A 24256-nucleotide genomic window follows, 5' to 3' on the forward strand; every position below is an offset into this window, starting at 1 on the left:
TCTGATTAGAATTGAAATGAAATTAGCCATTTCATTTTTGCGAGAGTGATCAAAATACCGAGAGATTAACTATCAAAATTTGAGAATTGATGACGACATGCACGCGCAATTGTTGCCGAGTTCAGGCATTATTTTTGATAACTTTTTATCATGGGTTGTTGAGGATATTGGATGAGTAAGATCACCATGAACGCGATTGCTGCCGCTGCGGGCGTCGGCGTGGCGACCGTTGATCGGGTATTGAACCGCCGAGCGCCGGTGCGTGCTGCTACCGAGCAGAAGGTGCTGGAAGCGGCGAATCGGCTGGGATATCGCCTGGATAACGCGCCGTTATTAAACAATGGCTTAGTGGCATCTAACGCCATGCTGCGCATGGGTTTTATCCTGCTATCCAAATCCTACTCGTTCTATCATTCGCTCACCGATGCGTTGCGCCAGCACACGCAGCCGTTTCATCCCGCAGGCAGCGAACCGCGCTTTGCCTGGCATGATATTGATGATGTTGATGCGGTGGTGGCGTCGCTGTACGCGCTGGCGGAGCATGTGGATGCGATTGGTTTAGTCGCGCTGGATCATCCATTGATTCGCCACGCGATTACGCAGATTTCGCGTCAGGGCGTACAGGTCTACGCGCTGTTTTCTGACTTTTCACCGTGCGGCCACGCCGGTTATGTCGGCGTCGATAATCAAAAATCCGGACGTACGGCGGCGTGGATGGCCTCGCATCTGCTGCATCAGCCGGGTTCGGTGGGCGTGCTGGTGGGGGATCACCGTTTTATTTGTCAGGAGAGTTGTGAGATCAGTTTCCGTTCTTATCTGCGTGAACAGGACAGCACGCGGCGCGTACTCGAGCCGCTGAAAACCAACGAAACCATTGATGGCGGTTACCGCGCCACGCGACAGTTGTTGGCGGAAAATCCCGACCTGGCACTGATCTTTGCGCCGTGCGGTGGCATTGAAGGCGTGATTCACGCGCTGCGTCAGCAACCGCAACGCAAGGTGGCGTTGATTTGCCACGGGCCGGTGAAAGAGGGCGAACTGGCGCTGATCGATGGCACTATTACGGTGATGATGCGTAATCGTATTGATGAGATGGCGGCGCGGCTAGCGCAGTTGGTGCAGCAGCAACATGCCGAGCCGGGCGATCATTTCACTCAGGTGATTTTGCCGTTCGATATCGTGACGCGGGAGAATTTGTAGGCCGTCAATAAGGTCACCCTAAATGGCGACCCTACGAGATTGGGCGCGGTTTTGCAGGGTCGCCATTTAGGGTGACCAAGCCGCATCATTGCTGAGATTGATAGGTTATCTATCATTTTTGTGATGATAAATATTATGATCGCTATCAAAAAATGAATGTTTCATGGTTGTTGGTGATGAAATATTTATTTGATACTTGCGCCATCCATCACCGCAAGGAACGATCATGACAATTCACATCGCAAACGCGCCCTGTAGCTGGGGCGTGGATGATCCGAAAAATCCCTTCCTGCCGCCGTGGCAGAAAGTCCTGAGCGAAGCATCGCAGGCGGGATACCAAAGTATTGAGCTGGGGCCGTGGAGTTATTTGCCAGTGGATGCCGCTGAACTGCGCCAGCAGCTCAAAGCCCATCACCTTTCGCTGGTGGCTGGCACCCTCTTTGATGATTTGGTCAGCGAAGCCAATTTCCCGGCGATGGTGGAGCTGACACACAACATCTGCCGCAATTTGTCATTAGTGCCCACCGCAACCAAAACCCACGCGGATAATTATCCGGCCCCTTATCTGGTGATTATCGACTTTGGTAATCCTGTACGCGCCAAATATGCCGGGCAATCGGATAAAGCGCCGCGCCTGTCAGACGCCGATTGGCAGCGCATGATGCAGCACATCACCACCTTGAGCCAGATTGCGTGGCAAGAATATGGCGTGCGCGCGGTGATCCATCCGCATGCCGGCGGCTGCATTGAGTTCGCCGATGAACTGGAACAACTGGTGCAGGACATTCCGCATGAGGTCGCCGGTTTGTGCCTTGATACCGGGCATCTCTACTACTCCGGCATGGACCCGATTCCCTACCTCAATCGCTACTGGGATCGCATCGATTACCTGCATTTCAAAGACGTAAATCACGCGGTATGGCGCGATGTGATTGCTCGCGGCGTAGATTTTTTTGCCGCTTGCGCGCAAGGCGTGATGTGCCCGATGGGTCAGGGCGCGATTGATTATCCGGCGGTACGCGCCTTGCTGGCGGAACGTCATTATCAGGGCTGGATCACCATCGAACAGGAGCGGGATCCGCGCGATGCCGACACCAGCCTGCGCGACGTCACCGCCAGCCTGTACTATTTGCAATCCGTCGGATTCTGAGGAGCACAACATGATTAACGGCATCAAAGTATTAGATCGTTCGCTGCGTTGGGGCATGGTCGGCGGCGGCGGTACCAGCCAGATTGGTTACATTCACCGTTCCGCCGCCACGCGCGACAACAACTTCAGCTTGCTGGCGGGCGCATTTGATATCAACGCCGAACGCGGTCGCGCGTTTGGCACGTCGCTGGGCATCGACGTTGAACGTTGCTACGCCGATTACGAGACCATGTTCGCCGCCGAAGCGGCGCGTGTGGACGGTATTGAAGCGGTATCCATCGCTACGCCCAACAACACCCATTTCTCCATCTGCCGCGCGGCGCTTAATGCCGGTTTGCACGTGGTGTGTGAAAAGCCGCTGTGTTTCACCGCCGCCGAAGCCGACGAGCTGGAGAAGTTGTGCGCGGAGAAACAGAAAATCATCGGCGTGACCTACGGTTACGCGGGACATCAGATGATTCATCAGGCGCGCGAAATGATCGCCGAAGGTTTGCTCGGTGAGATCCGCATCATCAACATGCAATTTGCTCATGGCTTCCACAATCAAGCGGTGGAACTGCAAAACGAAAGCACCAAATGGCGCGTCGATCCGCGCTTTGTCGGGCCAAGTTATGTGCTGGGCGATTTAGCCACTCATCCGCTGTTTATTGCCGAAACCATGGTGCCGCAGTTGCAGGTCAAGCGCTTGCTGTGCAGCCGCCAGAGCTTTGTCAAAACCCGCGCACCGATGGAAGATAACGCCTTTGTGATGATGGAATACGATAACGGCGCGGTCGGCACCATGTGGGCGTCAGCGGTGAACAGCGGTTCGATGCACAGCCAGAAAGTACGGGTGATTGGTGAGAAGGCCAGTCTGGAGTGGTGGGACGAGCAGCCGAACCAACTGCGCTATGAAGTGCAGGGCGAGCCAGCGAAGATCCTCGAGCGCGGTATGGGTTATTTGCATGCCAACGCATTAGCTGATGATCGTATCGGCGGCGGTCATCCAGAAGGGCTGTTTGAAGCCTGGTCGAATCTTTATCGCCGTTTTGCGCTGGCGATGGATGCCACCGATCGCGGTGATGACGCGTTCCTGAAAGATTTCTGGTATCCCGGCGCGCATGCCGGTTTGATGGGCGTGCGTTGGGTCGAGCAGTGCGTGAAATCGGCAGATGCTGGCGCGTTGTGGGTGGATTGCTGAGAGAAGTGCCGATAGTAACAAGGTCACCATAAATGGCGACCTTACAGGCGTCGTAGGGTCGCCATTTATGGTGACCACTATGATTAATGCGATCGCAAATCGCTCAAAAACCGCTGCGCGCGCGGGTGCTGCGGCTGGGTGAAGAAGCGCTCTGGCGTGGCTTTTTCCAGGATCTGGCCTTGATCCATAAACCAGATGGTATCGGCCACTTCACGGGCAAAGTTCATCTCGTGCGTCACGCACATCATGGTCATGCCTTCCTGCGCCAGACCGCGCATCACCGATAACACCTCGCCAACCATTTCTGGATCAAGCGCGGAGGTCGGTTCGTCGAACAGCATCACCGGCGGCTTCATTGCCAGCGCGCGCGCAATCGCCACGCGCTGCTGCTGTCCGCCGGAAAGTTGGGCCGGATAGGCGTCAGCTTTGTGCGATAAGCCGACCCGTTCCAGCAATTCGCCCGCCTGTTTGCGCGCTTCGGAACGCTTCACGCCCAACACTTTCATCGGCGACATCATGATGTTCTCCGCCACTGACACATGCGGGAACAGGTTGAAGCTCTGGAACACAAAGCCAATACGCGTGCGCAACTGATTGAGGCGCGTGCTGCTGCCGTGAATATCGGTGCCATCAAACACAATCTGGCCATCATCAATCGGTTCCAGGCGGTTAACGGTGCGAATCAGCGTGGATTTGCCGGAGCCGGAAGGGCCGCACACTACCACCACTTCGCCGCTGTTAATCTCGGCGCTCAGGTTGGTCAGCGCCTGATACGCGCCGTACCATTTGTTGACCTGATTAAACATGATCATCGGTCGCATCGTGATTCCTTATTGCGAAGAGGTTTTAGTCAGCATCACTGCGGGCGCCATCTGCGCGCCAGCCAGCGACGGTTGACGACGTTTCTGCGCAATGTGCGCTTCGAGTTTATTGGCGAGCCAGGTCAGGCTGAAGCAGATGATGTAGTAGCTCAGCGCCACGATGGCGAACACCTGGAACGGTTTGGTCAGCAGCTGATTGCTCACCTGATTAGCGGCAAAGGTCAGCTCTGGCACGTTAATCACGTAACCCAGCGTGCTGTCTTTGATGATCGACACCAATTGGCTCACCAGACTGGGCAGCGTGTTGTACAGCGCCTGCGGCAGAATCACCAAACGCAGGGTTTTGAGGTGGCTCATGCCCAACGCGCGTGAGGCTTCATATTGGCCGTGCGGCAGCGCCTGAATGCCGCCGCGAACGATTTCGGCGATATAGGCACTTTCATAAATCACCAGCGTACACAGCATGGTGGCGAAACCACTGATGTTGTGGCCAATCAGCAGCGGCACGCAGAAGTAAGTCCAGAACACCACCATCATCAACGGAACGCCGCGCAGCAGATAAACCCAGCCGGTGGCGGGCCAGCTCAGCCAGCGCCACGGCGACAGACGCGCCAGCCCCAGTAATACGCCAATCGGGAACGCCAGCAGCACGGCGAGCACGGAGATCAGCAAGGTACAGAGCACGCCGCCAATCGGGCCGTTGGGATATTGGCCCATCAACAGCAACATGCCGTTGTCATGCAAAATGGTGAAAATCTCAAACATCGCCATTACCTCGCATACACGCGCTGGAAGCGACGGGCCAGCAGCGCGCCAAGCCCCATCAGCAGTAGTGAGAAGAACAGATAGCCAACGGTCGCCACGATGTAGGATTCGAAGGTGCGGAAGGTTTGGTTCTCGATATCACGCGTGACGTAAGTGAGATCCGCCACGCCAATCACCATCGCCAGGCTGGTATTTTTAAACAGCAGCACGGTGTGGTTGATCATCGCCGGCATGGCGTTGCGCACGCCCTGCGGCAAAATCACGGAACGCATCGAACGCACATAGCTCATGCCCAAGGCGCGCGCTGCTTCGTTTTGCCCTTCGGGAATGGCGCGCAAGCCGCTGCGGATGTCTTCGGAGAAATAGGCCGCCTGGCACAAGCCCAGCGCGGTCAGCGAGAACAGAAATTCGGCGTTGTAGTTGTTGATCCACATTTGCAGCGCTTCCGGCAGCAAGGTCGGAATGGCGAAATACCACATCATCAACTGAATCAGCGTCGGCACGTTGCGATGATACGAGACGTACGCTTTGACCAGCGCCACCGCGATGCGATTTTCTGTCAGGCGAATGACTACCAGCAGCAGCGCCAGCACCATTGCCAGCAGCCAGGCACCCAACGCCAGTTCAAGGGTGATCACCGTTCCGTCAACGATCATCTGGCCGTAATGGCCGGTTATCACACTGCTGAAATCGAGAGCCATACGCTTACCTCGTTATGCGCTGCGATCGCCGGGACGCATGGTGGAAAGACCGCCCGGCACTTGCAGCGTCGGCGTAATTTCGATGTTGCCGATGTTGACCGCCACCGGCGCGGAGAGCGCGAACGCCACGCAGTCGGCGATATCTGTGGCCTGCGGCAGTTCAAAACCATCAATAAAGCGGCGGCGTGCATCATCGTGATCGCCGGAAATGTTGCCGAAAATGTCGGTGGCGACGCGGCCTGGACAGATTTCGGTGATGCGCACGCGCGCGCCGTAGCAATCGACGCGCAGCTGACGTGAAAGCGCATGCACACCGGCTTTGGTGGCGTGATACACCGAGTTGCCGTTGAAGTTGTAGATGGCGGCAATTGAAGTGATGTTGAAGACATGGCCGCGATCACGTTTCACCATGCCGGGCACCAGCAAGCGGCACAGATGCAGCACCGCGCGCAGATTGACGTCAACCTGGCTTTCAATCACGTTCTCGTCGGCTTCGAGGATCGAACCGGGATGCGATAAACCGGCGTTGTTGACCAGAATGTCGATTTCGAGATCTTTGCACAGCGCAGTGAGTGCATTGACGTCGCTGACATCCACCGCATGCGGAATGCAGCCGGTGCGGTCGGCCAGCGCCGCCAGTTGTTCTTTGCGGCGTGCCACCGCGTGCACGGTGATGCCCTCTTTGCATAAGCGCTCAACAATCGCTTCGCCCATTCCCGCCGATGCGCCAGTAACCAGCGCGGTTTTGTAATCTGAAAATGGCATGAGCCTCTCCTCGTAATGTCGTCTTTTGACTGTATGCAGGAATGCCGCAAGGGCATAAGACATAAAAATTTTGAGGCAATAAGCGCCCCTTATAACGTTTACCGTACGGTACTTGCTGCAAGGTCACCCTGAAGGGCGACCCTACAAAAGACTCCGTAGGGTCGCCATTTATGGTGACCGCAACACCATGATTTCCTCATCGTATTGCACCGCGGACAAATGCGCGGGGGCGAGCGTTTGCACCGTACCGCTGGCTGGACTCAACACCGGTACATACAGCGGACCAACCTGCACCAGCGCCACCACCTCATTGGCCTGCACTTGCTGACCGAAGGCGACAAAATCTTGCTGGCTTTGTGGATGGCGACGCAGCAGCGTGCCGGGCATGGGCGCGCTGATAATGTGCGTGGGAGGCGAGGTGACGGGTGCGGGTATTTCCACCGCAGGCAGCACTGGCGGCCGGTCGGCGAAGGTCAGTCGTACCGACCACGCTTTGCCATCCAGCGCCAGGCGACTCAGCCCGGAGGTTTGCATTTTATGCGCCAGCGCGCGCAGCGTTGGCAGCGATACCGCGGATTTATCCATAACTTTCCCGTCGAAGCGAATCACACCCGCCAGGCGGGCAAAATCGTAATCTAGCGCGTTCGTCTGACGGGGCTGTAAGAGGGTTTCGCTTTACGGCAATAAGCGGGACTTATCCCACTAGCGTCAGCGGATGGTTCTCGACGTTGCGGCGCGACATCAGCGACAGCAAGATCGATTTCACCGCTTCGGCCGGTTGCGACAGCGGCAGATGATCCGACATGCAGAACGACAGCGACACCTGCACATCGGGCTCGACGATCTTCGCCATCCACGCATCACCGCTTTTCAGCATCGCGCGCGCGGCGGACTCCGGCATGATGGTGCTGCCGAGACCGGCGCTCAGCGCGGCGTTCAAGGTAGTTTGCGATTCGATTTCGCACTTCACGCGGTACCGCAAATTGTTGTGCACGAAGGCATCATCGAGCACTTTGCGCATGATGTTATACACGCGCGGCAGGAACAGATCGTGTTTCGCCACCTGCGCCAGCGGAATCTCTTTCACCGGTTGCGCCAGGCTAAACGGGCAGACGAAGTAGAGATCCTCTTTCATCAGCGGCATAAAGCGCAGGCCGTGAATGGTGCGATGATCGTAAATCACCGCCATATCCATGCGGCCATTCATGATCAGCTCGCTCAGCGTGGTGCCAAAATTCTCATTGAAGTAGAGCACGATGCCGGGATGCTGCTGCTGCACTTCCATCATCAGCGGTAACGCGAGGTTTTGTGCGGCGGTGCCGGGCGCTAAGCCGACTGAGACGCTGCCGCTCAGCGATGCGCCGACCAACTCGATGGCGCTTTGTGCCTGCTCGCATTGACGCAGAATGGCTTGTGCATGGGAATACAAAGTTTTGCCGGCTTCGGTTGGCGTCACGCCACGCTTGGTACGGATGAGCAGTTGTTGATTCACTTCCCCTTCCAGCGTAGCCAGCTGTTGGCTCAGCGCGGGCTGGGCAATGTGCAAAATATCAGCGGCTTGAGTCAGGCTGCCAACATCAACAATTTTAACAAAGTACTTGAGGCGACGAAGATTCATCAACACTTCCTCCAACAGAACGCATAGCAATCATTAAGCAAGGTTGATGCCAGAATAAGAATTAATGATGGTCAATAGTCAAAAGCATAAGCGGGCCGAGCCCTTGCGGGTTTAATAGCCTTTATCACGCCTGATGATTGGCTGGCTTCAGCGCCGCGACCTGCACTTATCTGGTGCAGCCAGGCGGGCGGCGCGGTTTAACCATTGTTTTGTGTTATATCGCCACAACAAAGCGCTATTAACCGCCGCTTCGGGCAAAAATTTATTCTCTGTTAAACATCGCGTCTTCAGCTTGCTGAGGACAGTTTTTGCTGACACAGAGCCAGGATTAACCCATGCCCGAGATTGCCGATCGATTAAAGAATGTCACCGTTTCTGCCTCCGTTGCCATGACCCAAAAGGCGCGCGACCTCGCCGCACAGGGGATTGATGTGGTGACGCTTTCCACCGGAGAGCCGGATTTCCCGACGCCGGAACACGCGATTGAAGCCGCTTACGCCGCCGCGCGCGCCGGAGATACGCGCTATCCGCCGACCGATGGCACGCCTGCGCTGCGCAAGGCGATCCAACTCAAGTTCAAACGTGACAATCAGCTGGATTATGACGTCAGCCAGATCCTGACCGCGGGCGGCGCGAAACAGATCATCTTTAACGCCATCATGGCGACTATCAATCCAGGCGACGAAGTGGTGATCCCCACGCCTTCGTGGATCAGCTATGCCGATATCGTCAAATTCGCCGGTGGCGTGCCGGTGGCATTACCGTGCGCGCAGGAGAACGGTTTCAAGCCGCTGCCCGCGGATCTGGATGCGGCGATCACCGATAAAACCAAATGGTTGTTGCTGAACTATCCGAGCAATCCCACCGGTTCGGTAGCAAGTAAGGCTGAGCTGCTGGCGCTGGGCGAGGTGCTGTTGCGCCATCCGCAGGTGTGGATCATGACCGACGATATCTACGAACATCTGATTTATGACGATGTGCGTTTCTACACGCTGGCGCAGGTTGAGCCGCGTCTGTATGACCGCGTGTTGACGGTGAATGGCGTGTCGAAAGCCTACTCGATGACCGGCTGGCGTTTGGGCTTCTGCGGCGGCCCGGCAGCGTTGATCAAAGCGATGAGCAACGTGAATACCCAGAACAGCGGCGGCGTCTGCACCTTAACGCAAGCGGCGGCGGTGGCGGTGCTGGAAGGCCCGCAGGATCTGTTGCAGGAACGCGCGCGCATCTACCGCGAACGTCGCGATTACGTGCTGGAACGTCTGACGTCGATTGATGGTTTGCGCTGTCATAAGCCGCAGGGCGCGTTTTATCTGTTTGTGAATATCGCCGGTTATATCGGCAAAACCAGCGCTGGTGGTCGGTTGATCAATAATGACGCGGATTTTGTGTTGGCGTTGATTGAAGAACAGCATGTGGTGACGGTGCAGGGCGCGGCATACGGCATGAGCCCGTTTGTGCGCTTGTCGTATGCCACCAGCATGGAACGCTTGCAGGCGGGATGCGATCGCATTGCGGCGTTTTGTGGTGGCTGCGTTTAATATCGAGGTCGCCATGAATGGCGACCTTACATCGCACCGTAGGGTCGCCATTCATGGCGACCTGGTTTTTATGCAGGATTACAGGGATTGTAAGACTTCGGTTGCAGGCGCAACCTGATGACCGCAGGCTTCGATTTCACTGCGCACGATGCTGGCAAGCGCCAATGACCCTGGCGTGTCGCTGTGAACCAGAATCGAACGCGCGCGTACCGCAATCTCTTCCCCTTCAATCGTGGTTACCGTGCCGTGTTGCAAGAACTGACGCACGCGGGCACGCAACGCCGCTTCATCTTTGATCACCGAATCCGCCATACCGCGCGGCACTAAACGGCCTTGCGCATCATAAGCACGGTCGGCAAGAAACAGCGTCAGCGTTTTCAATCCAGCTGCCTGCGCGGCTTGCTCAATCAGCGTATCAGGCTGGGCGAAGATAATCAGATCGCTGTTGATGCGCGCCACCAATGCCATCACTTGCTGCGCCAGGGCGGCATCGCGATTGACGATATTGCCCATCGCGGCGTGGAAGCTGAAGTGCGCCACCTTGGTGCCTTCCGCGCGGGCAATCGCCGTTAACGCGCCAAGTTGGTAAGCCACTTGCTGGCAGATTTCGTCAGCGCTGAACGGTAATTCGCGGCGGCCAAATCCTTGACGATCTGGCAAACCGGGATGGGCGCCAATACCGACGCCATGTTGCTTAGCCAGTCGTACCATGTTGGTCATGATCGCCGGATCGCCGGCGTGAAACCCGCAGGCAATATTGGCGGATGACACCACTTTCATCAGCGCGGCATCATCGCACAACTGATAAACGCCGAAGCCTTCGCCCATGTCGGAATTCACATCAATCTTCATGGCTGAGTTCCTTGTAACAATTAAACGGTCAGTGCTTTGCGCAACGGCGGGCAACTGAGACGCAGCCGATCCAACCAGCACGCCACTTGATGTTCGATGGCGATGGCTTCGTGGGCATCGCTCTGGATCAGCTGGATCGATTGGCCCGGCAACAGCTGGCCGAGTCGCCACAGATCCTGCTCGATGATGCCAGCGATCTTCGGATAACCGCCGGCGGTATTGGCATCGCTAAGCTGGATGATCGGTTCACCGCCCGGCGGGACTTGCACAATGCCGGGGATCAATCCGTACGATCGCATCTCAACGGTTTCAGAAGGAAAAATCGGATCGCCCGCCAGCCGATAGCCGGTGCGATTACTTTGGTTGGAGATCTGCCACGATTGCTGCCAGAAGCGCGCGGCATCGGCGGCAAACAGCGCATATTCGCCGGACGGAATGGCGCGCAGTTGAATTTCTCCCGCGCGGTTGCGCGGAAAGTAGTCGCGCAAGGCGCTATCGGGCGGTTCAATGCCAATGCCGCTGAGCGGCAGCGCCGGACCGTGATGTGCGCCGAGTGCCAGCCGATCGCCGCGTTGTAACGGACGACCTTCCATGCCGCCAAAGCCGCCGCGCAGGGCAGTGCTGCGCGAACCCAGTACCAGCGGCACGTCAATCCCGCCAGCAATGCAGACATAGCCACGCGCGCCGCTGCGCGGATAACGCAATTCCAGAACTTGTCCCGCACGCACGCCGCAGCCCCACCACGGCGGCAACGGCGCGCCATCCAACGTAGCGCGGCAATCTGCGCCGGTGACGGCGATGCTGCTGTCTTGCAGAAAACGCAGACGAAACGGAAACAGCTGCACTTCAATCGCTGCCGCGTTTTCCTCATTGCCAAGCAGCACGTTGCCCGCCCGCAGCGCCAGTGGATCCATCGCGCCGCTGACCGATACGCCGATATGGCGGAAATTAAAGCGGCCTAAATCCTGTACCGTATTCAGCGCGCCGCTCTGTTCAATCTCAATCACAGTTCAATCCTCTGCGGCAGAAAACGAATACGGTCGCCCGGCGCCATCAGCGCGGGGGAATCGGCCAACGGATCAAACACATCCAGTTCAGCGAAGCCAATCGCGTTCCAGCCATTTGGCCCGGTTAACGCCGAGACGCCCGCTTGTGCGCCGCCGATGGTGACGGTGCCTTTCAACATGCTGAGCGACGGCACTTTTTTGCGTGGCGTGGCCAGCAGTGGATCCAAACCGTGCAGGTAACCAAAGCCCGGCGCGCTGCCGAGCGCAAATACGGTGTATTCGCTTTGATGATGGCGACGCACCACTTCACGTGGGCTCAAACCAGTATGACGACATACCGCATCAAGATCGGTGGCATGTTCGCCGCCGTAATGCACCGGAATTTCGATCAGCTTGCCTTGCGGGCCGCTCGAATGGGCTTGATCCCATGCCTCATGCAGTAACTGACGCACCGCACGTTCATCGCTGGGGATCTGGCGGAACAGCACCAGCAGATTGGTGACGCCGGGGATCAGCGCTTCAATTTGATCATCGGTTTGCAGCAGATGCGCCAGCGACCAAATACGGCGTTGCGCTGGCAGATCGAATCCGCCTGGCGCCTCCACCAACCAGGCGCGCGCGCCAATGGTGGAGAGCCGAATGTTTGAGGAACAAGCCAGCGCAGGTGCGCTGGCGGGCTGGATATCAGAGTGCGACATCACGGGCATGAAGTTATTCCAGTGGTTCAAATTTCAGGCTAGAGAGCGGCTGCACGCGCTCTTCACGCACCATTTTGTATTCGGTGTTCGGCCCAATCCACGTATCCCAGATTTTGTCGATGGTGCCGTCATCGTCCATGGCTTTCAGGCCACTATTCACGCTGGCCAGCAGCGCCGGTTCATCCCGTTTCATGCCGATACCAATCGGTTCCAGTGCCATTGGCTCTTTGATCATCGCCAGATCGATGCCGTCTTTTTTCGCCTGTGAAATGGTTTTGATGCCGGTCATGGTGTTGGTGACGAAACCAACCGCTTTGTTTTGTTCCAGCGCGAGGAAGGCCGAGGCCGTATCCTGGAACGTCACCGCTTTGCCGCCTTTGATGTGGATCGACTGCTCAGAGGTGGTGCCTTTGGTGGCGCTAATGCGTTTGCCTTTAAAGTAGCTAAGTGGCTGATCGGCCAGCGGCGCTTTCACCAGCAGCATCTCTTTAGCAACGTAATAGGGATCGCTGAACTGAATCTGGTTGCCGCGCGTTTTGGTGTAAGCGAGGTTGGCAATCAACACATCCGCGCGACCGGTGGCGATCACCGCAATGCGCGCTTCCACTGAGGTCGGCACTAAGGTCAGTTTGACGTTCATCTGCTTCGCCAATGCGTTACACAGATCGATATCCATGCCGGCTAACTGACGCGTTTTCGGGTCAGGAGAAGAGAAGGGCGGCACGTCGGAATAGACCGCGCACTTCAGCTCACCGCTGGATTTGATGTTCGCCATCATGTCGGCATGTGCAACCGAAACAGCCAGCAGCGGCAGCAGTGCCAGCCCGATGGTGGTACGTCTTTTCATGGTCATATGAACTTCCTCAATGATGAATACCACGGCGTCACCGGGACGGAGCGCCTGAAATACGGCTTTTCTGGACTATAGCGAGTTTGTTTTGCGGGGAAAAAGAGGGAAACACTTGCATGCAATAGCGAAATTATATGGCTGGGGTTTATAAGTTCTTTCTATTCGGGCAGAACAAAAAAGTGTTATCCAGCGCGCAGGCTTCTCGCCACGCTAAGCGCGTGTCCTCTCAGAGAATGAAGCGATGAATGCCCGTCTTGGCGTGTTACTGAAAATATTGGCCGCGTTGTGTGCCACCTTGATGCTGGCTTGCGTAAAGGGACTGAACGGCGCGGTTCCCACCGGCGAGGTGATTTTTTTCCGCAGTTTCGTGGCGCTGTTCCCGCTACTGATATGGCTAAAAATGCAGGGTAACGTATTGGAAAACCTCAAAACGCGTAATCTGTTTGGACATTTGATTCGCGGTTTCTCCGGCACCGGCGGCATGTATTTTAACTATCTGGCGCTGGTGTATATCTCGTTGGCTGATGCCACCGCACTCAGTTACGCCGCGCCGCTGTTTACCGTGATCATGGCGGCGATGCTGTTGAAAGAGCGCGTGCGCGTATCGCGTTGGGTGGCGGTGGTGGTGGGGCTTTCTGGCATTTTGATCATGCTCTCTTCCAGTTTGGCGGCGAGCGGCGGCGTTTTCTCCGGCAACGTTAGCAATGCGACAACCAGTTTAGGCGTGGCATTTGCGCTGATTGCGGCGCTCTGTACTGCCACCTCCAACGTGCAAATCCGCTTCCTTAACGGTATCGAAAAGCCCGGCGCGATTGTGTTCTATTTCTCGCTGATGACCACTTTTATTGGCCTGGCGACGGCGCTGTTGGGTTGGATCAAACCCAGCGGATTGCAGTTGTTATTGCTGGTGGGATGCGGTTTATTTGGTGGGCTGGCACAGATTCTGGTGACGCTCAGCCTGCGCTACGCCGATGCTTCGCTGCTGGCACCGTTTGATTACACCACGCTGGTGTGGTCGATGCTGATAGGCTACTTGTTCCTCAATAGCTTGCCGGGAAATACCACCTTGTTGGGTGCCTCGATTGTGGCGCTAGCGGGGATCTTCACGGTGTGGCGCGAGAATCGACAGCGGAAAGTGGCGATGGTGCTGCGGTCTTGATGTATGGGTAAAGTGCTCAATATTGCACATTTGGCGATGCTACAAACGTGAGGTATCTAATCAGGGACTTTATGGAGGCAATTCAAAGCAAACAGCCTTCAGATTGCAGGCTGTTTGCTTTTTTTTCTGTTTGGCCCCGCATTTCAGAAAGACTAATTCAGAGCCGGTCAAAATTCATGATGTGAATCATCCCTACAAATATAACTTCTGGTTTATATAGATGCGTTTATAAGCATTCTGGGTTGCATAAGTCCGGTGAACAAACTTGCCTAACGAGCATCACAGCATTTAAAGGAGTTAACTCATGTCAAAACTTGAAGAACTCATTGCGCAGCGTTCTCCTCAGTCCCAGCAGCGCATTAAAAATAAGGCCGATCAAAAAATTATTGAGATCCGTTTGCGTCAACTGCGGGAAGAGTTAGAACTTTCTCAGACGCAACTGGCTGAAAAAATGGGGATTTCTCAACCGGCCATCGCAGCAATTGAAGCCCGAGGTGATGAGGTTAAACTGTCGAGTTTGAAAAAATACGTGGAAGCCTTGGGTGGCAAGCTTAGCTTGAATGTTGAGCTGCCCACCGGAGATGGACGGATAATTGAAATTTAAAAAGGGGAAAGATGGCAGAAGAGAACTGGCAACTTTTTCTGAACGCAGAAAAGCAAAAACCCAGCCATAAGCTGGGTTTTCAGAATGTTGGTGCCCGGACGCGGAATCGAACCACGGACACGGGGATTTTCAATCCCCTGCTCTACCGACTGAGCTATCCGGGCAACGGGGCGCATTAAACCCTAATGGCTCACAGGCGTCAACGGCTTTCGTCAAAAAAGCGTAGCAATCGTGATTGATTGCTTGCTTTTCAGACAAGAAGGATAAAAACCTTACGCCAATGCGCCATTTTTGCGGCACAGCGCGATGCCGAGCACATCTTCCGCCAGCCGCCGCGCGGTGGCGACATCCTGCACGTTGCGTTTCACCAGCAATTTGCTCAGACAGCCTTCGAGTATCAACTCCATTTGATCCGCCACCATGGTGGGATTATCCAGCGCTAAATCGACCAGAATTTCATGGGTAAACTGCCAGGAACTGCGCTTTTGCTGCTCGGCCAGCTGATGCACCGGGTGATCGGGCTGCGGATAGAAACTACAGGCGGAGATGAACAAACAGCCGGGGAAACGACCTTTATTGACGTGTTCGCTGAGCACTTCATAGCGCGCCAGCAATTTTTGTTCGGCGCTGAGATGTTCGTTGAGCTGAATCTGGCGGCGCCAGCTATCTATTTGCTGACCGTGATAACGTAGTGCGTCGTACAGCAGGGCATCACGATCGGGCCAGAATCGCATCAGGTGTTCGCTATCAAGGCCGGTTTCACCCGCAAGCTGGGTTAATGATGTGGTGGCGGCCAGACCGCTTTGTTCGAGCACATTCAACGCATGCTCGAGTATTTGTTCACGTTGCAAGTGACTCTCCTCTGGAATGCGGGCCCGCTCGCGCACGAACGGGAAGTGTCCTGAGACCAGTGTCGTTTAACGCGGCAAATTCTGCAAATGCGTGCGGAAATCGGCGGCGTTGAGAAAACCGGTAACACGTGAATTGGGGATCTCTGTGCCTTGTGCATCGAAGAACAAAATGGTCGGTAAACCCAACACTTGCAGATGCTGTAACAACGCATTGTCTTGTGCGTTATTGGCCGTAACGTTGGCTTGCAGCAGTTGCACCTGGCTCAGCGCGCTGCGCACGCCATCATCGCTAAAGGTGTACTTCTCGAACTCTTTGCAAGCCACACACCAATCGGCGTACAGATCGACCATGGTGATGCGGCCTTGCGCCTGTTGCAGCGCACTATCCAGTTGGGCGCTGCTAGCAACGCTTTGGAAAGGCAGATGCGCCACAGCTTGCGCGTTATTGCTGCTGCCAAACGCCAAATCCTGCAATGGACGCGCGACGATTAACGCCGCACCCAGCATGATGATCGGCAGCACGCGCCATTTACCGTTAGCACGCAGGCTGAGGCTGAAGGCCCAGGCGAAGAACGCCACGCCGAGCAGGCTCCACAAGCGTAAACCCCAGACATCACCAATCACGCGTTCCAGCAGAAACACCGGCAGCGCCAGAATCACAAAGCCAAAACCTTCTTTGACGGTTTGCATCCACGGGCCGCTTTTTGGCAGCAGCTTGTTACCAAACATCGTCACCGCAATCAGCGGCAAGCCCATGCCGAAGGCATACAGCCACAATGTGCCCGCACCGGCCCACAAATTTCCGCTTTGCGCGATGTACAGCAAAATGGCGCTCAATGGCGCGGTGGTGCAGGGCGAGCAGATTAATCCTGCCAGCGCGCCCATCATAAACACGCCCGGCAGCGATCCTCCTTGCTGGCGATTGCTCCATAGCGTGAGGCGCGTTTGCAGACCGGAAGGCAGTTGCAGCGTGAATAAGCCAAACATCGACAGTGCCAGCAGCATAAACAACACCGACAGGCCAATCAGCACGTAAGGATGTTGCAGCGCTGCCTGGAAGCGCAATCCGGCGGCGGCAACCACCATGCCGAGCACGGTGTAGGTAAGCGCCATGCCTTGCACATACACCATCGCCAGCGCGAACAGGCGACCTACCGAATAGCGGCGTTGACCACCCAAAATGATGCTGGAGATCAGCGGATACATCGGCAATACGCAAGGCGTGAAGGCCACGCCAATGCCAATCAGTAGCGCCCAAAGCGGGGAAAATGGCAGCGGCGTAGCTTGATTTGTCGGCTGAGCACTGACAACGGGAGCATCAGCATTGGCGGCAACCGCATTTAACGGCACGGAACGCGTTTCCGGCGGATAACAGAATCCCGCCGCCGCGCAGCCTTGATAGGTGACGGTTATCGATGCGCCGTTATCGGCCTGATGCAGCGTGATCGGCAGCGTTAAATCTTGCGGATAGATTTCGCTTTTGCCGTAGAACTCATCTTCATGCGGCTGGCCGGGCGGTAAAGTCAGCGGCGCGATCTGCGCTTTCTGTGGCGTGACGTGAATTTGCTGGCGATAAAGATAGTAGCCATCCTTCACCTTCCAGCTCAGCGTAAGCTGATTACCTTGCTGGCTGAAATCAAAGCCAAAGGCCTGATCGACCGGCACAAAGCGGCTGTTGTTGTTAGGTGAAAACAGGGAGGCTTGCGCCGAAAGGCAGAAAACCAGCGTCAGGCACAAACCTGCGAGGCGGAAAAGTCGTGCGGCCATAACCAATGAATCAGCTCCGGTGGCGAATAAGCCGCGATGATAGCACGGCCGCCTCGCCACGAGGTTTTCAGGATGTAACGGCGCTATAAAATCAAGCTACCAAACAGGAAGCCGAACGCCACGGAGAAGGCAATTGCCAACACGCCGGGGATGATAAACGAGTGATTGAAGACGTACTTACCAATGCGGGTTGAACCGGTGTCATCCATTTCAACCGCCGCTAGCAAGGTTGGATAGGTTGGCAGTACAAACAGCGCGGAAACCGCGGCAAACGAGGCAATCGCCGCCAGCGGTGAAACGCCCAGCATCAACGCGGCGGGCATCAAGGCTTTGGTGGTGGCCGCTTGCGAATAAAGCAGCGTGGCGGCGAAGAACAGCACCAGCGCCAACATCCACGGATAACCTTGTAGCATGTCGCCGGCCAGGGTTTGGATATCGGTCAGATGCGCTTTAACAAACGTATCGCCCAGCCACGCCACGCCCATTACGCAGATACAGGCGCTCATGCCGGATTTAAAGGTGCTGGCACTGAGGATTTCGCCGGTATCCACTTTGCAGGTCAGGCAAATCAGCGTGGCAACCGTCAGCATAAACACCACAATGGCTTCGTTACGCGGCAGCACCGGATTGCTGATCAAGCCCACGCTGTCGCTGATCGCAGTGGCGTACAGCACCACCGCGGCAATGCCGATAAGGAACAGCAGCACCGCACGTTTAGCGCCGGGTTTGATGTCATAAACCTGCTCGCCGCGCAGCTTCACTTCACCTTTGGCTAAGCGTGCCTGATAAACTTCATCGTCTTTCAATTCTTTACCCAGGAAGCTGGTAAAGATGGCGGCGCAAAAAATCGCGGCCATGGTGGAAGGGATCGCCACGCCAAGCAGCGCCAGATAACTGACGCCGCGCGGTTCAAGAATCGAGGCGAAAAACACCACCGCAGCCGACAGCGGCGAAGCGGTGATGGCAATTTGCGAGGCAACCACCGCAATCGATAATGGACGAGAAGGGCGCACGCCTTGCTCTTTTGCCACTTCAGCAATCACCGGCAAGGTTGAGAACGCGGTGTGGCCGGTGCCCGCTAGCAAGGTCATTAAGTAGGTGACCAGCGGCGCGAGGAAGGTAACGTAGCGCGGATGACGGCGCAGCAGACGTTCTGCCAATCCCACCAGATAATCCAGCCCGCCCGCGATCTGCATTGCGGCAATCGCGGCGATCACCGCCATGATGATTTCGATCACATCGAAAGGAATCGCGCCCGGCTTTAAGCCGCAAAACAGCGTCAGCGCCAGCACACCTAATCCGCCAGCGAAACCAATGCCGATGCCGCCTAAACGCGCACCGAGCCAGATCGCTAGCAGGACAATAATCAATTCCATTACTACCATTCGTTCCGCTCCCTGAGTCGTTGATCAATTTCGACTCTTAAAGTTGTAGCCGCCAAAATGAAAAAAGCACGCCGCATTGTATCGGGGCGTGCTTTTGGCAACTTGATCCGGAGCGGATTACTGTTCGTTTTCGTCCGTATAACGTTTGGCTTTATAGGCCGGATGCATCAAGTTCTGGATGGAGAAGATATCGTCCAGTTCGGTTTCGGTCAGCAAACCGCGCTCCAACACCACTTCGCGTACGCTCTTCCCGGTTTCAGCACAAATTTTACCGACGATGTCGCCGTTGTGATGGCCGATGTACGGGTTGAGGTAGGTGACGATGCCGATTGAGTTGAACACGTAAGCTTCACACACCGCTTTGTTGGCGGTGATGCCGTTGACGCATTTCTCCAGCAGATTGAAGCAGGCGTTGGTCAGGATACTGATGGATTCAAACAGCGCCTGGCCAATCACCGGTTCCATTACGTTGAGCTGCAACTGACCGGCTTCTGACGCCATGGTGACGGTGATGTCGTTGCCGATTACCTTGAAGCACACCTGATTGACCACTTCCGGCACTACCGGGTTAACTTTGGCTGGCATGATCGATGAACCCGCCTGCAATTCCGGCAGGTTGATTTCATTCAGGCCAGCGCGCGGACCCGATGAGAGCAGGCGCAGGTCGTTACAGATTTTCGACAGTTTCACCGCCAAACGTTTCAGCGCCGAGTGCACCATTACGTAAGCGCCGCAGTCGGAGGTCGCTTCGATTAAGTCTTCCGCAGGTACCACCGGCAGATTGCTGACTTCTGCCAGACGCTGCACGGCTAATTGCTGATAACCATCCGGCGTGTTGAGGCGTGTGCCGATGGCGGTGGCGCCAAGGTTCACTTCCAGCAACAGTTCGGCAGTGCGCAATATGCTGCGGGTTTCTTCGTTCAACAGTACGTTAAACGCGTGAAACTCCTGGCCCAGCGTCATCGGCACTGCATCCTGCAACTGGGTACGACCCATTTTCAGGATATTTTCGAATTCAACCGCCTTGCGCTGGAAGCCTTCGCTCAGCTGGCTGATGCCATCGAGAAGTTTCAGAATCGAGGCGTAAACCGCAATACGGAAACCGGTAGGATAAGCGTCGTTGGTCGACTGACACTTGTTCACGTGATCGTTGGGATTGAGGTACTGATATTCACCTTTCTGGTGGCCCATCAGCTCAAGTCCGATGTTCGCCAGTACTTCGTTGGTGTTCATGTTGACCGAGGTGCCCGCGCCGCCTTGATAAACGTCAACCGGGAACTGATCCATGCATTTACCGTTATTCAGTACTTCATCACAGGCCTGAATAATGGTGTTTGCAATGTTGCGAGGAATGGTTTGCAGCTCTTTGTTGGCAAGCGCGGCTGCTTTCTTCACCATCACCATACCGCGAACGAATTCGGGTATGTCACTGATTTTGTTGTTACTAATGTAGAAGTTCTCAATCGCACGCAGAGTATGAACACCGTAGTAAGCGTCTGCCGGAACTTCGCGCATGCCTAACAGGTCTTCTTCGATACGAATGTTATTCGCCATGATTACCTTCTTATTATTGCTGCCTTGTTACTGCCGGGCGTTCGCATGGACGGGCGGCAAATAACGTGCAGGTGAAGCGATTATATTGTCGTGGAATGTCAGCGCCGACATTTTATCCATCTTCGGGCTGGCGGGCACGATCATATTCTGTTGTTACAGAATTGTTTGTGCACAGATCACTTTACGGGCATTTACTGGCCCAGCGGTAATAACGATATGTGATGTAGTTCTCAGTTTTAAGTCTGACAGATTAATTAGGCAGGATCGGTTGAAATTTCCAGTCCAGATGCCCATCTCTATCTATACGGTCATGCAGACCATCCCTTTCTGCTGTCTGGTAAATTTGCCGGGCAGCTCCAACACACAGGAGAATTCGGTGCGCTGGTTACCGTTAGTGATATTTTTCGTATTGGCCTGGGTTGAGATCTCAATTTTCATCCAGGTTGCGCATGCGCTGGGCGTGCTGCTCACCATGTTGCTGGTGATTTTCACCTCATGTATCGGTGTGTCGCTGGTGAAAAATCAGGGCATGAAGAATTTCCGGCTGATGCAGGAGAAGCTGGCGCGCAATGAAAGCCCAGCGGCGGAGATGACCAAAAGCGTTTCGCTGATCATTTCTGGCTTCCTGCTGCTGTTGCCGGGTTTCTTCACCGATTTCCTCGGTTTGCTGCTGTTGCTGCCGCCAGTGCAAAAGCATCTGACGCTGAAACTGATGCCGCATCTGCGCGTGTGGCGCGGTCCTGGTGCGGGACCGGATAGCGGCTTCACCATGGATGGCGAGTTCGAGCGTAAGGACCAGGATAAAATAGGCCACGACAAGGACCAATAATCTAAACAAGGCGGCATTAGCCGCCTTTTTGCTGCATTTTTCGCCATCTGTTGCAAAAACGAAAATATTTATATTTTTTGCCCTTGAAAGCCCACTTATCGCCCCTATCTCTTCCAGCACGAGGCCGGAAGCCATGCAGTCCGGTTCAACCCCAAAAAATGAATGATTGGACTTCTCAAAGGAGAGCTATCAAATGAAAATTCGTCCATTGCACGATCGCGTCATCGTCAAGCGTAAAGAAGTCGAAGCTAAATCAGCTGGCGGCATCGTGCTGACCGGTTCAGCTGCGGGTAAATCTACCCGTGGTGAAGTCCTGGCTGTTGGCAAGGGCCGCATCCTGGAGAACGGCGACGTTAAACCACTGGACGTGAAAGTGGGTGATCTGGTGATTTTCAGCGAAGGCTACGGTGCTAAAACCGAGAAAATCGATAACGAAGAAGTTCTGATCATCTCCGAAAGCGACATCCTTGCGGTTGTTGAAGCGTAATTTACGCGTAATTCACTGAACGAAACGAATTTAAGGGATATTTGAAATGGCAGCTAAAGACGTAAAATTCGGTAATGACGCACGCGTAAAAATGCTGCGTGGCGTAAACGTACTGGCAGATGCAGTAAAAGTTACCCTGGGCCCGAAAGGCCGTAACGTGGTTCTGGATAAATCTTTTGGTGCACCGACCATCACCAAAGATGGTGTTTCTGTTGCGCGTGAAATCGAGCTGGAAGACAAGTTCGAAAACATGGGCGCACAGATGGTAAAAGAAGTGGCCTCTAAAGCGAACGACGCAGCAGGCGACGGCACCACCACCGCAACCGTTCTGGCTCAAGCTATCATCACCGAAGGCCTGAAAGCTGTGGCTGCGGGCATGAACCCGATGGATCTGAAGCGCGGTATCGATAAAGCCGTTATCGCGGCAGTTGAAGAGCTGAAAACCCTGTCTGTTCCTTGCCAGGATTCACGCGCTATCGCTCAGGTTGGTACCATCTCTGCTAACTCCGACGAAACTGTTGGTACGTTGATCGCTGACGCGATGGACAAAGTAGGCAAAGAAGGCGTTATCACCGTTGAAGAAGGCACCGGCCTGCAAGACGAGCTGGACGTGGTTGAAGGTATGCAGTTTGATCGCGGCTACCTGTCTCCGTACTTCATCAACAAGCCAGAAACAGGCGCAGTTGAGCTGGAAACCCCGTTCATCCTGCTGGCTGACAAGAAAATCTCTAACATCCGCGAAATGCTGCCAGTACTGGAAGCCGTTGCGAAAGCGGGCAAGCCACTGCTGATCATTGCAGAAGACGTGGAAGGTGAAGCACTGGCTACGTTGGTGGTGAACACCATGCGCGGTATCGTGAAAGTTGCGGCGGTTAAAGCGCCTGGCTTCGGCGACCGTCGTAAAGCGATGCTGCAGGATATCGCTATCCTGACCGGCGGTACCGTGATCTCTGAAGAGATCGGTATGGAGCTGGAGAAAGCGACTCTGGAAGATCTGGGTCAAGCTAAGCGTGTTGTCATCAACAAAGACACCACTACCATCATCGATGGCGTGGGCGATCAAGGTGCTATCTCTGGCCGCGTAACCCAGATTCGTCAGCAGATCGAAGAAGCGACCTCTGATTACGACAAAGAAAAACTGCAGGAGCGCGTAGCGAAACTGGCAGGCGGCGTTGCCGTTCTGAAAGTGGGCGCAGCCACTGAAGTTGAAATGAAAGAGAAGAAAGCGCGCGTTGAAGATGCCCTGCACGCAACCCGTGCTGCGGTAGAAGAAGGCGTAGTTGCTGGTGGTGGTGTGGCGCTGGTTCGCGTTGCTGCGAAAATCGCTGCATCTGGCCTGAAAGGCGACAACGAAGATCAGAACGTGGGTATCAAAGTTGCGCTGCGCGCGATGGAAGCTCCACTGCGTCAGATCGTTTCTAACGCCGGCGAAGAGCCTTCTGTTGTTGCTAACAACGTGAAAGCGGGCGACGGTAACTACGGTTACAACGCGCAGACTGAAGAGTACGGCAACATGATCGACTTCGGTATCCTGGACCCAACTAAAGTGACCCGTTCTGCACTGCAGTACGCTTCATCTGTTGCGGGTCTGATGATCACCACCGAAGCGATGGTGACTGACCTGCCAAAAAGCGATGCACCTGATTTAGGTGGCGCTGGCGGCATGGGTGGCATGGGCGGAATGGGCGGCATGATGTAATTTGCCCCTGACTGCTTAAGTCATCTGGAAAACCCCCGATCGGAAACGGTCGGGGGTTTTTCTTTTGCTGGGGAACAAGGTATAAGTAAGGGCGCAATACTTCGGCTTTACGGGTTTAGGGCAATGAATGTTCAGAAAAAAAGTGCGCTTTTCTGCTACGCTGCCGCCCGACACTGATGATAATAAATGGGGATTACAATGCGGATTAACCTCTTGCTCGGACTGGCAGTCGGAACTTTACTGCTGGCGGGCTGTAGCAGCTCCAATCAACTGAGTGCTGGCGGCGAACGAGTGACCTTCACCGACCAACAACCTGCAAGTCAATGTCAGTTGCTGGGCACGCTTACCGGCTCACAGAGCAACTGGCTGAGTGGCTCTGGCGGCGAAGGCAGCTCACTGCGCGGCGCGGCAAACGATCTGCGTAACCGTGCAGCGGAAATGGGCGGCAACGTGATTTACGGAGCAACTAGCCCAACGCAAAATCTGCTGTCTGCGTTCGCACCGCTGGATAGCAAAATGACCGGCCAGGTTTATAAGTGCCCATGATTTTGCTGGCATGATTGCCTGAATGCTTCGTGATGAAATGGCCGAATCTTTTCGGCCATTTTGCTATCTGCGCAAGGTTCAGCGGCTTTGACCTTGAACGTCAAAAACAAACTCAGTGACAATAATGCCAATAAGATTAATGCCACTTTTTTCATAACAGCTCCTGTTTTACCTCAGCACACTATGTGCATGAATAGGTCAGGTGCTGTTATAGAAGAACGGATAACTGG

25 protein-coding genes and 1 tRNA gene are annotated in these 24256 nt (G+C 55.1%); 10 read left to right on the forward strand and 16 right to left on the reverse strand.

The features are described from left to right. Positions 1 to 171 precede the first annotated feature (171 nt). From ACPUC7_RS10435 to ACPUC7_RS10445, 3 genes are all read left to right on the forward strand, one after another. The gene (locus tag ACPUC7_RS10435) at positions 172 to 1200 is read left to right on the forward strand and encodes a LacI family DNA-binding transcriptional regulator (protein ID WP_494922886.1); all 1029 of its coding nucleotides are present in this window, start codon (positions 172 to 174) and stop codon (positions 1198 to 1200) included. Between the two features lie 226 nt (positions 1201 to 1426). Then, positions 1427 to 2350 carry a TIM barrel protein gene (locus tag ACPUC7_RS10440; protein WP_494922887.1) on the forward strand — a complete coding sequence of 308 codons (924 nt, stop codon included), beginning with the start codon at positions 1427 to 1429 and terminating at the stop codon, positions 2348 to 2350. Between the two features lie 10 nt (positions 2351 to 2360). After that, positions 2361 to 3530 (forward strand): Gfo/Idh/MocA family protein, encoded by a 1170-nt coding sequence (locus ACPUC7_RS10445; protein WP_494922888.1) that lies wholly within the window; start codon positions 2361 to 2363, stop codon positions 3528 to 3530. A gap of 83 nt (positions 3531 to 3613) precedes the next feature. Here ACPUC7_RS10445 and ACPUC7_RS10450 read toward each other — a convergent pair whose 3' ends face one another. The 6 genes from ACPUC7_RS10450 to nac all read right to left on the reverse strand — a co-directional run bounded on the left by ACPUC7_RS10450 (position 3614) and on the right by nac (position 8200). Beyond that, positions 3614 to 4351: an amino acid ABC transporter ATP-binding protein gene (locus ACPUC7_RS10450; RefSeq protein ID WP_343552257.1), complete on the reverse strand. Its 738-nt coding sequence runs from the start codon at positions 4349 to 4351 to the stop codon at positions 3614 to 3616. Positions 4352 to 4360: 9 nt separating this feature from the next. After that, positions 4361 to 5116 (reverse strand): amino acid ABC transporter permease, encoded by a 756-nt coding sequence (locus ACPUC7_RS10455; protein ID WP_494922889.1) that lies wholly within the window; start codon positions 5114 to 5116, stop codon positions 4361 to 4363. A 5-nt stretch (positions 5117 to 5121) separates the two neighbouring features. After that, positions 5122 to 5817 carry an amino acid ABC transporter permease gene (locus ACPUC7_RS10460; RefSeq protein WP_494922890.1) on the reverse strand — a complete coding sequence of 232 codons (696 nt, stop codon included), beginning with the start codon at positions 5815 to 5817 and terminating at the stop codon, positions 5122 to 5124. Between the two features lie 12 nt (positions 5818 to 5829). Further along, positions 5830 to 6582: an SDR family oxidoreductase gene (locus tag ACPUC7_RS10465; protein ID WP_494922891.1), complete on the reverse strand. Its 753-nt coding sequence runs from the start codon at positions 6580 to 6582 to the stop codon at positions 5830 to 5832. Positions 6583 to 6750: 168 nt separating this feature from the next. Further along, positions 6751 to 7167, reverse strand: coding sequence for an acetyl-CoA carboxylase biotin carboxyl carrier protein (locus ACPUC7_RS10470; RefSeq protein ID WP_494922892.1), 417 nt, complete (start codon positions 7165 to 7167; stop codon positions 6751 to 6753). 109 nt (positions 7168 to 7276) lie between these two features. Beyond that, entirely contained in the window at positions 7277 to 8200 is a 924-nt protein-coding gene (gene nac / locus ACPUC7_RS10475) for a nitrogen assimilation transcriptional regulator NAC (RefSeq protein ID WP_494922893.1), read from the reverse strand. Positions 8201 to 8535: 335 nt separating this feature from the next. Between nac and ACPUC7_RS10480 the strand changes: the two genes are divergently transcribed. After that, positions 8536 to 9738 carry a pyridoxal phosphate-dependent aminotransferase gene (locus ACPUC7_RS10480; protein WP_343552250.1) on the forward strand — a complete coding sequence of 401 codons (1203 nt, stop codon included), beginning with the start codon at positions 8536 to 8538 and terminating at the stop codon, positions 9736 to 9738. 78 nt (positions 9739 to 9816) lie between these two features. Here the strand turns inward: ACPUC7_RS10480 and ACPUC7_RS10485 are convergent, their stop codons facing one another. The 4 genes from ACPUC7_RS10485 to ACPUC7_RS10500 are packed head-to-tail and all read right to left on the reverse strand — an operon-like array spanning position 9817 to position 13148. Further along, complete coding sequence (locus ACPUC7_RS10485; RefSeq protein WP_494922894.1) at positions 9817 to 10590, reverse strand: 5-oxoprolinase subunit PxpA; 774 nt, start codon at positions 10588 to 10590, stop codon at positions 9817 to 9819. A 20-nt stretch (positions 10591 to 10610) separates the two neighbouring features. After that, positions 10611 to 11597, reverse strand: coding sequence for a 5-oxoprolinase subunit C family protein (locus ACPUC7_RS10490; RefSeq protein ID WP_494922895.1), 987 nt, complete (start codon positions 11595 to 11597; stop codon positions 10611 to 10613). After that, positions 11594 to 12304: a 5-oxoprolinase subunit PxpB gene (gene pxpB, locus ACPUC7_RS10495; protein ID WP_494922896.1), complete on the reverse strand. Its 711-nt coding sequence runs from the start codon at positions 12302 to 12304 to the stop codon at positions 11594 to 11596. The genes ACPUC7_RS10490 and pxpB overlap by 4 nt, the downstream gene beginning before the upstream one ends. Positions 12305 to 12308: 4 nt before the next feature. Beyond that, positions 12309 to 13148, reverse strand: coding sequence for a transporter substrate-binding domain-containing protein (locus ACPUC7_RS10500; RefSeq protein ID WP_343552246.1), 840 nt, complete (start codon positions 13146 to 13148; stop codon positions 12309 to 12311). A gap of 238 nt (positions 13149 to 13386) precedes the next feature. Here ACPUC7_RS10500 and ACPUC7_RS10505 point away from each other — a divergent pair, with 238 nt between their 5' ends. Then, positions 13387 to 14304, forward strand: a complete 918-nt coding sequence (locus ACPUC7_RS10505) for a DMT family transporter (protein WP_494922897.1) — start codon at positions 13387 to 13389, stop codon at positions 14302 to 14304. A gap of 304 nt (positions 14305 to 14608) precedes the next feature. Then, positions 14609 to 14908, forward strand: a complete 300-nt coding sequence (locus ACPUC7_RS10510; RefSeq protein WP_494922898.1) for a helix-turn-helix domain-containing protein — start codon at positions 14609 to 14611, stop codon at positions 14906 to 14908. Between the two features lie 88 nt (positions 14909 to 14996). Here ACPUC7_RS10510 and ACPUC7_RS10515 read toward each other — a convergent pair. The 5 genes from ACPUC7_RS10515 to aspA form a co-directional block, all read right to left on the reverse strand. After that, positions 14997 to 15072, reverse strand: a tRNA-Phe gene (locus ACPUC7_RS10515). A 108-nt stretch (positions 15073 to 15180) separates the two neighbouring features. Then, positions 15181 to 15759 (reverse strand): division control transcriptional repressor DicD, encoded by a 579-nt coding sequence (dicD, locus tag ACPUC7_RS10520; protein WP_494922899.1) that lies wholly within the window; start codon positions 15757 to 15759, stop codon positions 15181 to 15183. A gap of 66 nt (positions 15760 to 15825) precedes the next feature. Further along, positions 15826 to 17526, reverse strand: coding sequence for a protein-disulfide reductase DsbD (locus ACPUC7_RS10525; protein ID WP_494922900.1), 1701 nt, complete (start codon positions 17524 to 17526; stop codon positions 15826 to 15828). Between the two features lie 83 nt (positions 17527 to 17609). Further along, positions 17610 to 18911: an anaerobic C4-dicarboxylate transporter gene (locus ACPUC7_RS10530; RefSeq protein ID WP_343552239.1), complete on the reverse strand. Its 1302-nt coding sequence runs from the start codon at positions 18909 to 18911 to the stop codon at positions 17610 to 17612. Positions 18912 to 19028: 117 nt separating this feature from the next. After that, positions 19029 to 20465, reverse strand: a complete 1437-nt coding sequence (aspA, locus tag ACPUC7_RS10535; protein WP_343552238.1) for an aspartate ammonia-lyase — start codon at positions 20463 to 20465, stop codon at positions 19029 to 19031. Between the two features lie 376 nt (positions 20466 to 20841). Here aspA and ACPUC7_RS10540 point away from each other — a divergent pair, with 376 nt between their 5' ends. The 4 genes from ACPUC7_RS10540 to ACPUC7_RS10555 all read left to right on the forward strand — a co-directional run bounded on the left by ACPUC7_RS10540 (position 20842) and on the right by ACPUC7_RS10555 (position 24026). Next, entirely contained in the window at positions 20842 to 21294 is a 453-nt protein-coding gene (locus tag ACPUC7_RS10540; RefSeq protein ID WP_494922901.1) for an FxsA family protein, read from the forward strand. A gap of 193 nt (positions 21295 to 21487) precedes the next feature. Next, a complete protein-coding gene (locus ACPUC7_RS10545) occupies positions 21488 to 21781 on the forward strand; it encodes a co-chaperone GroES (RefSeq protein ID WP_100704387.1) in 294 nt (97 codons plus the stop codon). Positions 21782 to 21827: 46 nt separating this feature from the next. Then, positions 21828 to 23480, forward strand: a complete 1653-nt coding sequence (gene groL, locus ACPUC7_RS10550; protein WP_064737773.1) for a chaperonin GroEL — start codon at positions 21828 to 21830, stop codon at positions 23478 to 23480. Positions 23481 to 23678: 198 nt separating this feature from the next. Continuing rightward, positions 23679 to 24026 (forward strand): DUF4156 domain-containing protein, encoded by a 348-nt coding sequence (locus tag ACPUC7_RS10555; RefSeq protein WP_061718298.1) that lies wholly within the window; start codon positions 23679 to 23681, stop codon positions 24024 to 24026. Here ACPUC7_RS10555 and ACPUC7_RS10560 read toward each other — a convergent pair. Next, complete coding sequence (locus ACPUC7_RS10560) at positions 24011 to 24181, reverse strand: hypothetical protein (protein WP_494922902.1); 171 nt, start codon at positions 24179 to 24181, stop codon at positions 24011 to 24013. The genes ACPUC7_RS10555 and ACPUC7_RS10560 overlap by 16 nt on opposite strands. Positions 24182 to 24256: the final 75 nt, after the last annotated feature.

It is taken from the genome of Pantoea sp. CFCC18179 (genome assembly GCF_059412405.1).

What these genes read in the sequence shown, in the direction of transcription:
- ACPUC7_RS10505 (WP_494922897.1), top strand. Translation starts at nt 13,387, where the DNA reads ATGAATGCCCGTCTTGGCGTGTTACTGAAAATATTGGCCGCGTTGTGT.
- pxpB (WP_494922896.1), bottom strand. Translation starts at nt 12,304, where the DNA reads ATGCCCGTGATGTCGCACTCTGATATCCAGCCCGCCAGCGCACCTGCG.
- ACPUC7_RS10460 (WP_494922890.1), bottom strand. Translation starts at nt 5,817, where the DNA reads ATGGCTCTCGATTTCAGCAGTGTGATAACCGGCCATTACGGCCAGATG.
- ACPUC7_RS10440 (WP_494922887.1), top strand. Translation starts at nt 1,427, where the DNA reads ATGACAATTCACATCGCAAACGCGCCCTGTAGCTGGGGCGTGGATGAT.
- ACPUC7_RS10485 (WP_494922894.1), bottom strand. Translation starts at nt 10,590, where the DNA reads ATGAAGATTGATGTGAATTCCGACATGGGCGAAGGCTTCGGCGTTTAT.
- ACPUC7_RS10480 (WP_343552250.1), top strand. Translation starts at nt 8,536, where the DNA reads ATGCCCGAGATTGCCGATCGATTAAAGAATGTCACCGTTTCTGCCTCC.
- ACPUC7_RS10500 (WP_343552246.1), bottom strand. Translation starts at nt 13,148, where the DNA reads ATGACCATGAAAAGACGTACCACCATCGGGCTGGCACTGCTGCCGCTG.
- ACPUC7_RS10450 (WP_343552257.1), bottom strand. Translation starts at nt 4,351, where the DNA reads ATGCGACCGATGATCATGTTTAATCAGGTCAACAAATGGTACGGCGCG.
- ACPUC7_RS10470 (WP_494922892.1), bottom strand. Translation starts at nt 7,167, where the DNA reads ATGGATAAATCCGCGGTATCGCTGCCAACGCTGCGCGCGCTGGCGCAT.
- aspA (WP_343552238.1), bottom strand. Translation starts at nt 20,465, where the DNA reads ATGGCGAATAACATTCGTATCGAAGAAGACCTGTTAGGCATGCGCGAA.
- ACPUC7_RS10435 (WP_494922886.1), top strand. Translation starts at nt 172, where the DNA reads ATGAGTAAGATCACCATGAACGCGATTGCTGCCGCTGCGGGCGTCGGC.
- ACPUC7_RS10445 (WP_494922888.1), top strand. Translation starts at nt 2,361, where the DNA reads ATGATTAACGGCATCAAAGTATTAGATCGTTCGCTGCGTTGGGGCATG.
- ACPUC7_RS10455 (WP_494922889.1), bottom strand. Translation starts at nt 5,116, where the DNA reads ATGTTTGAGATTTTCACCATTTTGCATGACAACGGCATGTTGCTGTTG.
- ACPUC7_RS10555 (WP_061718298.1), top strand. Translation starts at nt 23,679, where the DNA reads ATGCGGATTAACCTCTTGCTCGGACTGGCAGTCGGAACTTTACTGCTG.
- ACPUC7_RS10510 (WP_494922898.1), top strand. Translation starts at nt 14,609, where the DNA reads ATGTCAAAACTTGAAGAACTCATTGCGCAGCGTTCTCCTCAGTCCCAG.
- ACPUC7_RS10465 (WP_494922891.1), bottom strand. Translation starts at nt 6,582, where the DNA reads ATGCCATTTTCAGATTACAAAACCGCGCTGGTTACTGGCGCATCGGCG.
- ACPUC7_RS10530 (WP_343552239.1), bottom strand. Translation starts at nt 18,911, where the DNA reads ATGGTAGTAATGGAATTGATTATTGTCCTGCTAGCGATCTGGCTCGGT.
- ACPUC7_RS10525 (WP_494922900.1), bottom strand. Translation starts at nt 17,526, where the DNA reads ATGGCCGCACGACTTTTCCGCCTCGCAGGTTTGTGCCTGACGCTGGTT.
- ACPUC7_RS10560 (WP_494922902.1), bottom strand. Translation starts at nt 24,181, where the DNA reads ATGAAAAAAGTGGCATTAATCTTATTGGCATTATTGTCACTGAGTTTG.
- ACPUC7_RS10545 (WP_100704387.1), top strand. Translation starts at nt 21,488, where the DNA reads ATGAAAATTCGTCCATTGCACGATCGCGTCATCGTCAAGCGTAAAGAA.
- nac (WP_494922893.1), bottom strand. Translation starts at nt 8,200, where the DNA reads ATGAATCTTCGTCGCCTCAAGTACTTTGTTAAAATTGTTGATGTTGGC.
- groL (WP_064737773.1), top strand. Translation starts at nt 21,828, where the DNA reads ATGGCAGCTAAAGACGTAAAATTCGGTAATGACGCACGCGTAAAAATG.